This window comes from Halostella litorea (assembly GCF_004785955.1).
In the GTDB taxonomy this organism is placed as follows: domain Archaea; phylum Halobacteriota; class Halobacteria; order Halobacteriales; family Natronoarchaeaceae; genus Halostella; species Halostella litorea.
The window spans coordinates 424721-438051 of the sequence record NZ_SJER01000001.1; the positions used below are offsets into that span (position 1 = coordinate 424721).

14 protein-coding genes are annotated in these 13331 nt (G+C 70.4%); 10 read left to right on the forward strand and 4 right to left on the reverse strand.

The features are described from left to right. The first annotated feature begins 4 nt into the window (after window positions 1-4). From EYW40_RS07590 to EYW40_RS07600, 3 genes are all read left to right on the forward strand, one after another. Window positions 5-1687 carry an ABC1 kinase family protein gene (locus EYW40_RS07590; RefSeq protein WP_135821019.1) on the forward strand — a complete coding sequence of 561 codons (1683 nt, stop codon included), beginning with the start codon at window positions 5-7 and terminating at the stop codon, window positions 1685-1687. 58 nt (window positions 1688-1745) lie between these two features. Beyond that, window positions 1746-2816, forward strand: coding sequence for an aminotransferase class I/II-fold pyridoxal phosphate-dependent enzyme (locus EYW40_RS07595; RefSeq protein WP_135821020.1), 1071 nt, complete (start codon window positions 1746-1748; stop codon window positions 2814-2816). Between the two features lie 114 nt (window positions 2817-2930). Continuing rightward, the gene (locus tag EYW40_RS07600) at window positions 2931-4442 is read left to right on the forward strand and encodes an aldehyde dehydrogenase family protein (RefSeq protein ID WP_135821021.1); all 1512 of its coding nucleotides are present in this window, start codon (window positions 2931-2933) and stop codon (window positions 4440-4442) included. Window positions 4443-4502: 60 nt separating this feature from the next. Here the strand turns inward: EYW40_RS07600 and EYW40_RS07605 are convergent, their stop codons facing one another. Beyond that, complete coding sequence (locus EYW40_RS07605) at window positions 4503-4994, reverse strand: hypothetical protein (RefSeq protein WP_375137154.1); 492 nt, start codon at window positions 4992-4994, stop codon at window positions 4503-4505. A 399-nt stretch (window positions 4995-5393) separates the two neighbouring features. On the opposite strand from EYW40_RS07605, the gene EYW40_RS07610 reads away from it, so the two are divergent. The 4 genes from EYW40_RS07610 to EYW40_RS07620 are packed head-to-tail and all read left to right on the forward strand — an operon-like array spanning window position 5394 to window position 8334. Beyond that, window positions 5394-5771, forward strand: a complete 378-nt coding sequence (locus tag EYW40_RS07610) for a translation initiation factor IF-5A (RefSeq protein WP_135821023.1) — start codon at window positions 5394-5396, stop codon at window positions 5769-5771. Next, window positions 5771-6568, forward strand: a complete 798-nt coding sequence (gene speB, locus EYW40_RS07615; RefSeq protein ID WP_135821024.1) for an agmatinase — start codon at window positions 5771-5773, stop codon at window positions 6566-6568. Before EYW40_RS07610 ends, speB begins: the two co-directional genes overlap by 1 nt. Before the next feature lie 38 nt (window positions 6569-6606). Next, on the forward strand, window positions 6607-7509 hold the full coding sequence (locus EYW40_RS19560; protein WP_161973175.1) for a hypothetical protein: 903 nt from the start codon (window positions 6607-6609) through the stop codon (window positions 7507-7509). 57 nt (window positions 7510-7566) lie between these two features. After that, on the forward strand, window positions 7567-8334 hold the full coding sequence (locus EYW40_RS07620; protein WP_135821025.1) for a Nif3-like dinuclear metal center hexameric protein: 768 nt from the start codon (window positions 7567-7569) through the stop codon (window positions 8332-8334). Window positions 8335-8402: 68 nt separating this feature from the next. Here the strand turns inward: EYW40_RS07620 and EYW40_RS20445 are convergent, their stop codons facing one another. Both EYW40_RS20445 and EYW40_RS07630 read right to left on the reverse strand, forming a co-directional pair. After that, the gene (locus tag EYW40_RS20445; protein WP_161973210.1) at window positions 8403-8801 is read right to left on the reverse strand and encodes a HalOD1 output domain-containing protein; all 399 of its coding nucleotides are present in this window, start codon (window positions 8799-8801) and stop codon (window positions 8403-8405) included. Continuing rightward, window positions 8740-10314, reverse strand: a complete 1575-nt coding sequence (locus EYW40_RS07630) for a bacterio-opsin activator domain-containing protein (protein ID WP_135821027.1) — start codon at window positions 10312-10314, stop codon at window positions 8740-8742. Before EYW40_RS07630 ends, EYW40_RS20445 begins: the two co-directional genes overlap by 62 nt. 144 nt (window positions 10315-10458) lie before the next feature. Here EYW40_RS07630 and EYW40_RS07635 point away from each other — a divergent pair, with 144 nt between their 5' ends. Beyond that, window positions 10459-11469, forward strand: coding sequence for a deoxyhypusine synthase (locus EYW40_RS07635; RefSeq protein WP_135821028.1), 1011 nt, complete (start codon window positions 10459-10461; stop codon window positions 11467-11469). 95 nt (window positions 11470-11564) lie between these two features. After that, window positions 11565-11951, forward strand: coding sequence for a DUF4112 domain-containing protein (locus EYW40_RS07640; RefSeq protein ID WP_135821029.1), 387 nt, complete (start codon window positions 11565-11567; stop codon window positions 11949-11951). Here the strand turns inward: EYW40_RS07640 and EYW40_RS07645 are convergent. Continuing rightward, window positions 11945-12616: a glycosyltransferase family 2 protein gene (locus tag EYW40_RS07645; protein WP_135821030.1), complete on the reverse strand. Its 672-nt coding sequence runs from the start codon at window positions 12614-12616 to the stop codon at window positions 11945-11947. The genes EYW40_RS07640 and EYW40_RS07645 overlap by 7 nt on opposite strands. A gap of 199 nt (window positions 12617-12815) precedes the next feature. Here EYW40_RS07645 and EYW40_RS07650 point away from each other — a divergent pair, with 199 nt between their 5' ends. Continuing rightward, window positions 12816-13001: a hypothetical protein gene (locus tag EYW40_RS07650; RefSeq protein WP_135821031.1), complete on the forward strand. Its 186-nt coding sequence runs from the start codon at window positions 12816-12818 to the stop codon at window positions 12999-13001. The last annotated feature ends 330 nt before the right edge of the window (window positions 13002-13331 follow it).

The window sequence follows — 13331 nt, forward strand, 5'->3', positions numbered from 1 at the left end:
CGGGGTGGTGACCCTGGTCAACCTCCGGGCGTACTGGCGGTTCTTCGTCGTCGCGCGCCAGTTCCTCCCGTTGCTCGTCGCGTACGCGCGGGACCGCCGGCGGTTCCTGCTGTTCGGCGGCGGCCGCCGGGTCGACGCGGAGACGCGTCGCCGCCGCGCCAACCGACTGCTCGACTCGCTTCTGACGCTCGGGCCGACGTTCATCAAACTCGGCCAGTTGCTCTCGACCCGGCCGGACATCCTGCCGCCGGAGTACATCGAGGAGCTCGCACAGCTCCAGGACGAGGTGCCGCCGGCCGACTGGGAGCGCGCCCGCGAGGTCATCGAGGCCGAACTCGGCCCCGTCGACGACGTCTTCGACGACTTCGACCCCGAGCCGATAAGCGGTGCCAGCCTCGGCCAGGTGTACACCGCGAAGGTCGACGGCGAGGCCGTCGCCGTGAAGGTCCGCCGGCCCGACATCGAGTCGCTCGTCGAGGCCGACCTGCGGGTGATCCGCTGGTCGCTCCCGATACTGCTGACGTTCATCGACGACTCGCGGTCGTTCTCGCTGGAGAACCTCGCCGACGAGTTCGCGAGGACGATCCGCGAGGAGATGGACTACGAGCGCGAGGCCGACATGCTCCGGGAGATCCGGGCGAACTTCGCTGGCGACGAGGCCATCGTCATCCCGCCGGTCGTCGAGAGCCGCTCCGGGCCGCGCGTGCTGACGATGGAGTACGTCCCCGGGACGAAGATAAACGACCTCGACGAACTCGCCGCGCGGGACATAAACCGGACCGAGATCGCGGAGAACCTCCAGCGGGCGTACCTCCAGATGATAATCGAGGACGGGGTGTTCCACGCCGACCCGCACCCGGGCAACCTCGCGGTGACCGACGACGGGCGGATCATCTTCTACGACTTCGGGATGAGCGGCCGGGTCGACGAGTTCATCCAGGACAAGATCGTCGACTTCTACGTCGCCGTCGCCAACCAGGACATCGACGGGATCCTCGACGCCCTCATCGAGATCGGGACGCTGTCCCCGGAGGCCGACCGGCAGGTGATGGGCGAGGTGATGGAGCTTGCGATCCAGGACGTCCGCGGCGAGGACATCGAGCAGTACCGCGTCCAGCAGATCGTCGGCCAGATCGAGGACTCGATCTACGAGTTCCCGTTCCGCCTGCCCAAGAACCTCGCGCTGGTGCTCCGCGTCGCGACGGTCGTCGAGGGGGTCTGCGTCACGCTCGACCCCGAGTTCGACTTCATCGCCATCGCCACCGACTACCTCACCGAACAGGGGTACCGAGAGGAGGGCGTCCGGCAGTTCTTCGAGGACGCGGGCGACCAGGTCCAGCAGTCGGTGCAGTCGGCCGTGCGCGCGCCGCCGAAGGTCGAGCGGGCGCTGGACCGGATCGACCGCGAGAACTTCCACGTCCGCGCGGGGTTCGAGGACGACGAGGGCGTCTTCGACCGGCTGGCAAAGCGGCTCATCTACGGGCTGCTCCTGACCGCCGGCGTCCTCTCGACGTCGCTGCTGTACTCCTTCGCGACGGTCCGCTCGACGGCCGTCGCGGCGGCGTTCTCCGTCGGGATGGCGTTCCTGCTGTACCGGTCGTTCCGCAGTCGGTCGGGGCTGCGGGCGACGCCGCAGTTCACCCGGCAGAACCTCAAGCAGCGCCAGCGCGGCAGCGACGGGGACTGACGCCGCGGGGTGCGGGCGGATCCCCACTTCCTAAGGCCGTATCGCCCGACGATCCGCCATGGACATCGCCGAGTTCGGGCTGGAGCGGTGGTTCGCGAAGCACGAGCACGGGGCCGACATCATGCTCGCGGAGAGCGGGATCCGCAGCCTCGACGCCGACCGGTTCGACACGGACCCCGGGGAACTGGGCTACGTCATCCCGACGAACGGCGAGCCCGCGTTCCGGGCGGACGTGGCCGACCGCTACGGCCGCGACGCCGACGAGGTGCTTTTCACCTGCGGCGCGCAGGAGGCGAACTTCCTCACCTTCCTCTCCCTGCTGGACGAGGGCGACCACGCCGTCGTCGTCACGCCGACGTACCAGGCGCTGTACAGCGTCCCCGAGTCGCTCTGTGACGTGACGCGCGTGCCGCTGTCGCCGCCCGACTGGGAACTGGATCCGGACGCGGTGGCCGACGCCGTGCGCCCGGAGACGAAACTGGTCGTCGTCAACAACCCGAACAACCCGACCGGGCGGTACCACCCCGAGGGGACGGTCCGCGCGCTGTACGACATCGCGGCCGACGCCGGCGCGTACCTGCTCTGCGACGAGGTGTACCGCCTGCTCGCGGAGGACCCGCTCCCGCCGGCCGCCAGTCTCGGGCCGCGGGGGATCAGCACGGCGAGCGCGACGAAGTCCCACGGCCTCGCCGGCCTGCGGTTCGGCTGGGCCGTGCTGCCCGAGGAACTCGTCGAGACGGCGTGGAACTGGAAGGACTACACCACCATCTCGCCCTCCAAGTTCGGCCAGCACGTCGCCCGGCAGGCGCTCGGCGAGCGCGAGGCGGCGATCCTCCGGGAGAACCGCGACCACGCCGCCCGGAACCGCGAGCGGGTCGCGGCGTTCCTCGACGAGCACGGCCTCGACTGGTACGAGCCGGTCGGCGTCAACGGCTTCGTGACGGTGCCCGACGGGTTCGCGGACGCCCGGGAGTTCTGTACCGCCGTCGTCGAGGAGGAGAGCGTCGTGCTCGCGCCAGGGGACCTGTTCGGCCACCCGGACCGGTTCCGGATCGGCTTCGGCCTGCCGGCCGACGAACTGGAGGAGGGGCTGGCCCGCGTCGGCCGGTGTATCGACCGCCGCGCGTAGCCGACTCCTCGGCGGCGAAAGCACCGCCGCGACGGCGTCGCCCGCGCCGTCCGCCGGACTTCGTGTCGAGAAGCGAAAACGTAACAACCGACGCTGACGAAAGGCGTAGATCACATGGTGAAGGTTGATACCAGCTCCGCCGAGGAGCCGGATATCGACGAGTTGGACATCGCCCCGGACAACGGGTGGAACGCGCTGTACGTCGACGGCGAGTGGGAACCCGCCGGCGACCGGGACGTCATCGAGGTGGAGAACCCCGCCACGCGGACGACGCTGACGACCGTCCCATCGGCGACGGAGGCGGACGTCGACGAGGCCTACGAGGTCGCTGACGCGGCCCAGGAGGCGTGGGCCGACCGCCCGCCGCAGGAACGGGCGGATATCGTGGGCCGGGTCGTCGGCCTGATGGACGAGTACGCCGGCGACCTCGCGACGCTGTTCGCCGTCGAGTGCGGCGGCGTCGGCCTGAAGGCCGGCTTCGAGACCGAACTCGCGCAGGGCACGACCGAGGTCGGGGCCGGCCTGGCGATGCGCAGGACCGGCCGGCACCAGGAGTCGGTGACCCCGGGCAAGGAGAACATCGTCGTGCGGGAGCCGGCGGGCGTCGTCGGCGTCATCACGCCGTGGAACTTCCCGCTGTACCTCACCAGCCGGGTCGTCGCGCCCGCCATCGCGCTCGGCAACAGCGTGGTGCTGAAGCCCGACGAGAACACGCCGATAACGGGCGGGCTGGCCCTCGCCGCCCTGTTCGAGGAGGCCGGCCTCCCCGAGGGCGTGCTGAACGTCGTCCCCGGCTACGGCCACACGATCGGCGACCACTTCTCGGGACACCCCGTCCCGTCGGTGATGTCCTTCACCGGGTCCTCCGAGGTCGGCCGCGGCGTCGGCCAGCGGGCGATCGGCGAGTACACCGAGCCGGCGCTCGAACTCGGCGGGAACAACGCCCACATCGTGCTGTCCGACGCGGACATCGAACGGGCGATCGACGCCGGCGCGTTCGGCTCGTTCACCCACCAGGGACAGGAGTGCATCTCGATCAACCGCCACCTCGTCCACGAGTCGCTGTACGACGACTACGTCGCTGGGCTGGCCGACCGCGCCCAGCAGTTGCCGATCGGTGACCCGCTCGAGGAGGGGACGATCGTCGGCCCGGTCATCAACGAGTCCCAGCGCGACAAGATCGTCGGCTTCATCGAGGAGTCGGTCGAGCAGGGCGCGACGGTCGAGGCGGGCGGCGACCACGACGGCCTGTTCGTCGAGCCGACCGTGCTCTCCGGCGTCACGAACGACATGCCGACGGCCTGCAACGAACACTTCGGCCCGGTCGCGCCGGTCATCTCGTTCGGGAGCGACGCGGAGGCCGTCGAGATCGCAAACGACACCGAGTACGGCCTCTCCGGCTCGGTCCACTCCTCAGACGTGGCCCGCGCCCGGGACGTGGCCGACGACCTGGAGACCGGCATGGTCCACATCAACGACCAGCCGCTGAACGACGAGCCCCACGTCCCGTTCGGCGGCGTCGGCGCCTCGGGGATCGGACGGTACAACGACGAGCAGATCCTGGAGACGCTGACGGAACTCAAGTGGATCTCCGTCCAGCGCGAGCCCCGGGAGTACCCGTACTGATCGGTTACGGGCGACGACCGGGCAGGGACGTCGGTCGGCGCGGGCGCCCAGCCGGCCGGATCAGGTCCAGACGACGCGGTAGGTACAGTGTCCGCCGCCCTCCCGCCGGCACTCGTCGCCGACCTCCTCGACGTCGACGAAGCTATCCGTGAACTGCTCGGCGACCCCCCGGAGCAGCCCCTGGTCGAACTCGCAGGGGTAGGGGTTTTCACACACCATCAGCCCCTCGTTGGAGCCCGTTCGCTCGAACTCGTAGGACCCGATGTCGATGCCGCGGTGGTTGTGCTGGTACGCCTGGTCGACCGAGTGCAACGCGTCCTCGACGCCCTCGATGTCGGGCGGGAACTCGACGTGTTCGGGGATGTGTCTCCCCATGTTCCGCATGCTGCTCTCCCCGTAGTCGTCCCGCATGTCGTACAGCATCGCGAGGGGCACCTTCAGCGGATACCACTCGTCGGGGTCGAGTTCGTCGATGCCGTAGTTGGCCATCTTCGTCTTGGTCTGTTTCCCCATGAAGTCGGTGATCGACTCGCTGGCCGCGATGTACGACATCGGGCTGCGGCCGATGACCTCCGACCCGTCCAGGTTCCCCTCGAACCCCGTCCGGTCGATGACCGTCGGCAACTCGTCGACCTCGCCGTCGTCCTCGTCGGTGCCGGCCCCGACGAACCGTTTGATCGTATCACTCACGCCGGATAACGAACGTCCGAATACCATTGTACGTAGTACCGACACGCATGTAACAAAAATGGTTTTTGGCTTCCCCAAACATTTGGGAGTAGTTCGGGGCGTCGGCCGGCGGTGGCGACCGGCTGGCCGCCGCGGCTGCGGCCCGGACGGGGGATGGATCGCGTCGGGAACGGTATTGCCGGAAAAGCGACGCATCAGGCACGTATACCCCCGCTACTCGGTTCCAAATCGTTTATACTGTTACGTTGTTTAAGCCGCCCTATGGCGAAAGAGCAGAAGGAAGTTCGCGACCTTCAGGAAGGCAACTACGTGATGATCGAGGACGCGGCGTGCAAGATCAACTCCTACAGCACGGCCAAGCCGGGCAAGCACGGCAGCGCCAAGGCCCGGATCGAGGCCGAGGGCGTCTTCGACGGGAAGAAGCGCTCGCTCTCCCAGCCCGTCGACGCGAAGGTGTGGGTCCCGATCGTCGAGCGAAAGCAGGGCCAGGTCGTCAGCGTCGAGTCCGCGACCGTCGCGCAGGTGATGGACCTGGAAACCTACGAGACGATCACCATCTCCACGCCGGAGGACGCCGACCTCTCGCCGGACGACGACATCGAGTACCTGGAGATGGACGAACAGCGGAAGATCGTCTAATGTTCCCCGGGGCCGCCGCCGACCGCGACGAGGCGTCGTACGTGGTCGTCGGTGCCCCGCTCGACGTCTCCACGACGTTCCAGCCCGGCGCGCGGTTCGGTCCGGACCGCGTGCGGCGCTTCGCCGAACCGTACGACGACTTCGACCGTCGAACCGACACCCGCTTTTCGGAACTCTCCGTCCACGACCACGGCGACGTCCGCGCGTGGGACGACGCCGCCGAGTACCTCGAATACCTCGATGGCGTGCTGACGGACGCCGTGTGGGACGACGCCGTCCCGCTGACGATAGGCGGCGAGCACACCGTCTCGGTGGCGGGCGTGCGGGCGGTCGACCCGGACGCCGTCGTCGTCCTCGACGCCCACCTCGACCTGCGCGAGGCGTACGACGGCAACGAACTGAGCCACGCCACGGCCACCCGCCACGCGCTGGAGGTGGCCGACGAGGCCGTGATACTCGGCGCGCGCACCGGCAGCGAGGCCGAGTGGGAGCGCGCCGCCCGCGACGACGTGACCGTCGTGCCGCCCGAGGCGGTCGGCGACTGGTCGCCCGACTTCGACGACGAGTCGGTGTACCTGAGCGTCGATATCGACGCCGCCGACCCGGGCTACGCCCCCGGCACCGGGACGATGGAGCCGTTCGGCCTGACGCCCCGCGAGATGCGCGAGGCCGTCCGCGCGGTCGCCCCCCACGCCGACGGGTTCGACGTAGTCGAGGTGAACGACCGCGACGACGGCCAGGCGGCGGCGCTCGCGGCCAAACTGCTCCGCGAGTTCGTCCGCGAGCACGCCCGGTAGGGGGAGATATTTACGCCGCGCCGGCGATAGCCCGGACCATGACCCTCTCGTCGTGTTACTTCTGCGGCACGGCCATCGAGGAGCCGCTATCCGAGTACCCCGTGGTCCCCGACGCGCTCTCCCCCGCGCCGGACGAACAGGTGACCGTCGTCCTCTGCCCGTCGTGTCACCGCAAACTGTCGACCGTGCTCGACCGCGTCGCCGCCGCGGCCGACCGGCAACAGCGCACGCTCGACGACGCGGGCGCTGCCGGCGTCACGCCAGCGTCCGGCGGGAGCGGGGAGAGCGAGGATGACGACGCCGGGGAGGACGCCGGGACCGAGGCCTCGGACGCCGGCGTGGACGCCGCACAGTCCGCCGGCGAGGCGGCTACGGACCGCTCCGGGGACGACCCGCTTGGGGGCGCTACAGCGGCCGACGCCGGCGGCGCAGCGCCGGCCGACCCCGACGACTCGGCGATCGGCGACCGGTCGGCCGACGCCGACACGCCCGCCGCGGACGACGCGCTGGCGACCGGGTCGACGGCGGACACTGCCGAGGACCCCAGCGGGATCACCGTCGAACAGCCGGACCGGCCCGGGACGGACGAGTCCCGCCGCGACGACGGCGATGCCGGCGGGACCGGCGACGGGACCGGGGAGGACGACACCGGCAGCGGGACGGACGGCTGGAGCACCGGCGGGAGCAGCGACGGCGGCAAGTCGAGTGACGACGGCAGGGCGTCGCCGGCCGGCGCGAGCGACGCGCCGTCGCAGGCGACGTACAACCGGGTCGTCCGCTTGCTCCAGAACCGCGAGTTCCCCGTCGAGCGCGACGAGATAGCGACGGTGGCGATGAACGCCTACGACATCCCGCCCGAGGACTTCGACGCCGTCATCCAGACGGCGGTCAACCGCGGCGTGCTGGCGGAGGAGGGGCCGTACCTGAAGAAAGCCGACTGACCGGACGACGCCGGGCGGAGCGCAACGCCTACGGCGTCGGCGGAAGAACCGCGGCGCATGGACCTCTCGACGTTCGTCGAACGATTCGACGAGGAACTGCGCGTCGACGACTACGCCGACGTGGACGCCGCCGCGAACGGCCTCCAGGTCGGCCCCGAGGAGGGAACCGTCGATCACGCCGCCTTCGCGGTCGACGCCGCGATCGAGACGATAGACGCCGCGGCCGACGCCGGCGCGGACGTGCTGGTGGCCCACCACGGCGTCTCGTGGGGCGGGTTCGACCGCGTCACCGGCCGCACGTACGACCGGATAGCGCCGCTGGTCGAGTGCGACCTCGCGCTGTACTCGGCCCACCTGCCGCTCGACGGCCACGAGGAGTGGGGCAATGCCGCCGGCGTGGCCGACCTCCTCGACCTGGCCGACCGCGAGCGGTTCGGCGAGGTCGGCCCGGAGTACGTCGGCCTGCGCGGCCGCGCGGCCGAGCCGTTCGCCGCGGACGACCTCCGGGGGCAACTGGCCGACGCGCTCGACACCGGCGGGCGGGACGTGCAGGTGCTCAACTTCGGCCCGGACCGGATCGAGGACGTGGCGGTCGTCACCGGCAGCGGCGCGGACTGGATCGACGAGGCCGACCGGAAGGGCGTCGACGCGCTGATCACCGGCGAGGGCAAACAGAAGGCCTACCACATGGCCCGCGAGGCGGGCGTGACGGTGTTTCTCGCCGGGCACTACGCGACGGAGACGTTCGGCGTCCGGTCGCTTCAGGGGGTCGCGGAGGAGTGGGGCGTGGAGACGACGTACGTCGACCACCCGACCGGGCTCTGATCTGCCGCGGAGCACCCCGAGACTCCGCGGCTGACAGTCCGGGTCAGTCCGCTGCGGGCTGTCCTCAGTCAGTCCGTGGCCGGCACGCCGCCGTGCGGACGGACCTGTATCGTCCCGTCCTCGTACACGTGAACCACGTACCCCTGGTATCGAAACATCACTTCGTCCGGGGCTTTCCCGTCCTCGAACAGCGCGTCCAGCCCGTCCGGGTCGACGGCCGTGGCGAGGGGGTCCAGCTGCGTCGGCTCGACCCCGGCGGCGTCCGCGATGGCGAGGATGACCTCGGTGCTCGGGTCGTCACGCGCGGGTGGAACTCGTCGACCGTGTGGCTGCTCGCGTCGTTCGTGGCGTCGCTCATTGCCCCGAGGTACGGCCCGCCCGGGTAAAGGTCGGCGGGCTAAATAACTAAACGGCGGAGTCAGACGCTCTCCACCGGACGTCCAGATACGTCGAGGCGAGCTTCCGATGGCCGACCCGCAGGTGCTTGTGGAACGTCGGCCCGGAGACGCCGAGCGCCGCCGCTATCTCCTCGCCGGTCCGCTCGCGCGGCGACTCGTAGTAGCCCGAGAGCAGGGCCATCTTCAGCGCGGTCGCCTGTCGCTCCGTCAGCAGGTCGTCGGCCGGGTCCCGGGTACGCTCGCCCCGGTCCGCTCGGGTGACGTCGCGGCGCGCGACGAGTTCCGCCGTCGGGTACTCCGCCCGGACCGCCTCGACGAAGCTCCGCACCTCCGTGTCCCGGGGGAGTTCGACGCGGAACCACGAGCCGTCCCCGGTGGCGACCGCCTCGCGGACGACGCCGCCGTAGCCGGCGCTGATCTCGTAGAACGACTCGTCGGCGAACCGGAGTTCGACGAGCGGGTCGCCGTCCTCGCGGATCGTCTCGGCCCGGTCGACCGCGTCGCACCCCTCCGCGGCGGCGACGAGCGTCCCGGGGTCGCCGTCCTCGACCGCGAACACGCCGAGGATGGCCCCGTCGGCCGCGACCGTCCCCCGCTGTGTGACCCGCCCCGCGACCGCCGTGGCCGCCTCGGCGAGGGCACAGTCCGGCGCGGAAACCTCGAACTCGACCTCGGTTGCGTCGTCGTCCGCCATCGCGCGTCGGGTCTTGGTCGCGTGGATCGCGTAGCCCGCGATCTCGCCCATCTCGGCGAGCGTCGACCGCTCGACCGGCCGGACCTCGTGGCTGCGCCGGGTCGCGACCGTCAGCGCCCCGTACGACGTGCCGGCGTACGCCACCGGCACGGCGACGACGTCGCGCCCGTCGGCGCGTGCGGTCTGCGGTTCGCCGGTCTCGATCGCGGCCGCGGCGGCCTCGACTCCCGGCTCGTCGCCCCGGTCGAGGCCCGCGTCGACCGACACGCGACAGCGCGGGTCGACGCTGCCGTCGCCGGGGTGCTGGCCGCCGATCCAGGCGACCCGGAACGGCAGCCCCGAGACGGCCGCCTCGCACGTCGTCGTCTCGATCTCCTCGCGGGAGTCGGCGGCCACGAGGTCCATCGTCAGGTCCCGGAACGCGATGTGGGCCCTGTCGTGGTGGGCGAGCGTCGCCCGCTGTGCGGAGAGGTCCCGCTTTCGCTCCGACTGGACGGCGTCGTACACGCCGATCACGATCCCCGCCCCGGCCCCCCAGATCAGCATGTAGCCGGCGAGAAAGCCCGGCTTAATCGTCCCCTGCAGTTGCTGGAACCCGTACGTCCACGCCGCGACGACGGCGATGCCGGCGGTGCCGGCCAGCCCCCACTTCGCCACCGCGGTGCCGTCCCCGCTCCGGTCCCACCGCCCGGTCGTCACGGCGACCCCGACCGCGACCACGGCGACGGACAAGCCGAACGGGACCGCGTTCTCAAGGACCGTCAGCGAGAGCGGGTCGTTCTGGACGAGGAAGTCCTCGTAGACGTCGTACAGGCTGAGCGCCATCACGGTCGCCCCGACGAGCGCCAGTCCCGCGCCGCCGAGCGCCCGCGCTCGCTTCCCGATCATTACCGGGCCTTGGGAGACCACCGGCAAATGTTTCCTGCAATATCTCAGGCGAGCGGGAGTGAAAGGATCGACCGGCACGCCGCCCGGCGTGCCCGCGCGCCGGCGATCGCGGCGTTGAAAGCGCTGGGCCGTCCATCCCATCGCATGACCGAGGACCACGAGGACCCGGAGCGCGAGGAGTTCGCCCACGACCCGGTCGCCCACGCCGAGGCGCGGGCCGGGATGACCGTGGACGACCTCGTCGCGGAGTACGGGAACGCCGGCATCGGCGCGACGGCGCTCCACGAGGCAGTCGACGTGTACGCCGAGATGATCGGGTCGGACGACGTCACCAACTTCTTCGGGCTGGCCGGGGCGATGGTGCCCGCGGGGATGCGCCGGATCGTCGCGGACCTGATCCGGGACGGGCACATCGACGCGCTGGTGACGACCGGCGCGAACCTCACCCACGACGCCATCGAGGCCATCGGCGGGAAACACCACCACGGCCGCGACGAGCAGCCGGGCAAGTCGATGCGCGACCACGACGAGCAGCTCCGCGACGAGGAGGTCGACCGCATCTACAACGTCTACCTCCCCCAGGAGCACTTCGCGCTGTTCGAGGACCACCTCCGCTCGCGGGTGTTCCCAGAGTGCGAGGGGACGGTGAGTATCCGGGAACTCACCGCCGAACTCGGCCGCGCGAACGCCGCCGTCAACGAGGCGGAGGGGATCGACGAGGGCGCGGGCATCGCTGCGGCCGCCTCCGAGCACGACGTGCCGATCTACTGCCCCGCGATACAGGACTCCGTGCTCGGCCTGCAGGCGTGGATGTACTCCCAGACGAGTGACTTCTCGCTGGACGCGCTCGGGGACATGACGCCGCTGACGGACCTCGCGTTCGACGCCGACCGCGCCGGCGCGATGGTCGTCGGCGGCGGCGTCCCGAAGAACTTCGTGCTCCAGACGATGCTGGTCGCCCCTTCGGCGTACGACTTCGCGGTCCAGCTGACGATGGACCCGCCCAACACCGGCGGGCTCTCCGGCGCGACGCTGGACGAGGCCCGCTCGTGGGGGAAAATCGAGAAGGCCGGCCGCAACGCCAGCGTGTACGCCGACGCGACGATCACGCTCCCGCTGGTCGTCGCGGCCGCCCGCGAGCGCGTCGGCGAGTAGCCGGTCGCGGCGGTCGCCGCCCGGACCTGTCGCCGTCGAAACCCGTCGGTTGAGGCATCCGGAAACCTATCCCGTTCGGTGGCCTACGGCGGGTAATGGCACAGGAGACGCTCGAAGCGGAGGCGGTCGAGACGGTCGTGGGCGACGAGCGGGCCGCGCTGAACCGGATGGACCTCGTCAGCACGCTGCTCGACGACGCCGTTCGGGTCCCCGGCACGGAGTTCAAGGTCGGGCTGGACCCCATCGTCGGGATCCTGCCGGTCGCCGGCGACTCCGTGATGTCGCTGGTGTCGCTGTACGTCGTCCTCGAGGCGGTCAACCTCGGCGCACCGGCGACGCTCGTCGCGCGGATGCTTGGAAACGTCGTGCTCGACGCCGTGATCGGGTCGATCCCGGTCCTCGGGACCGTCTTCGATGCGGCGTGGAAGGCGAACCGGCGGAACGTCCGCCTCGTCGAGCGCCACCTCGACACCGGTCAGTAGTCGGCGGTCAGCCGCCCCCAGTCGAGCCGGAGGTAGTGGTACAGCGTCCCCGTCAGCCCCGAGTCCGCGATCCGCCGGCCGGAGGTCTCGACCAGCACGGCCGGGCAGTAACCCGTCTCGGCCAGCCGCCCGAGCCGCCGGCTGAACGCCGTGTCCTCGTTGGGGACGGCCGGGAACCCGCCCGCCTCGCGGTACGTCGCCGCGTCCACGAAGCAGTTGAAACCGGGCAGGACCGGCCGCGACAGCCGCGGAAACAGGTGGTTTATCGTCCACTCCATCGGCTTCGCCCGCAGCGGCCCGGTTATCCGACAGCGCGAGGAGGCGGCGGCCAGCCCCTCGCCCGCGACGAAGTCGAGCATCGACTCGACGTAGCCCGGCCGGGGGACGGTATCGGCGTCGACGAACGCGAGCCAGTCGCCCCGCGCGTGGCACGCCCCCAGGTGGCGCGCGTTGCCGATGCCGCTGGTCGACTGGCGGTACACCCGCGCGCCGCGCTCGGCGGCCACCTCGGCGGTGCCGTCGCGGGGGCCGCCCACCACGACGACCGTCTCGTACTCGCGGTCGGTGTCCTGTGCCGCGATGCCGTCGAGCGCCGCCGGCAGGTAGGCCGCCTCCCCCTTGGCCGGGACGACGAAGCTCACGGCGGGGTCGCCTCCGTCGGCCATCGTCCGGCAGTCCACCGCTGTCGGTGTTAGTTCTTGTGTCGGCCGTGGCCGGCCGCACACGGCAACGGTTGTATCAACACGAACAATTATTATAGTCCGGCCCGTCGGATCGCCCGTCCGATGCATTCGCTCGTACCGGGGTCCGTCTGATTCTCCGACCGCCGTCCAGCGCCGCGACCGCCCGAGCCAACGACCCCACATGTCAGAGACCACGCAGCGACCCGCCGCGAGCACCGAGCCGAAACCGACGCCGACGACCGACCGGTCCGCCAGCGACGCCGCGCCGATGGCGTTCGACCCCCACGGCACCGCCCGCCTCCCCAACGCCGTCGACGGCGAGAACGGGGCGATGCCCGACCCCGACCGCGGACGGAACGGTCAATAGGGCACGGGCGCTACGTCCGCCCGGCCGATGACGAGGCGACCGGGCCGAGCCGGCTGGCACCCGGCGACGACGAGCCCTATGAGTGCCGAGGCCAGATTTCTATCCACACATTCACGGCGAGAAGTGAATAAACGTCAGAGAATAACGCCTGCTCCACTCTGCGGGAACACAGTTGTTCGGTGAGGTCGGATAGAGAATACTTCAAGGCATCACATAGCACTTGTGATTCTTGAGTGGTGTCCTCTACCCACTTACCAGTCACAAGCGTTGTCTGGAAAACAAGCAATATTCTCCCTTGCTTTGCGGGGGGTTCGTATCGTTGACAACGTA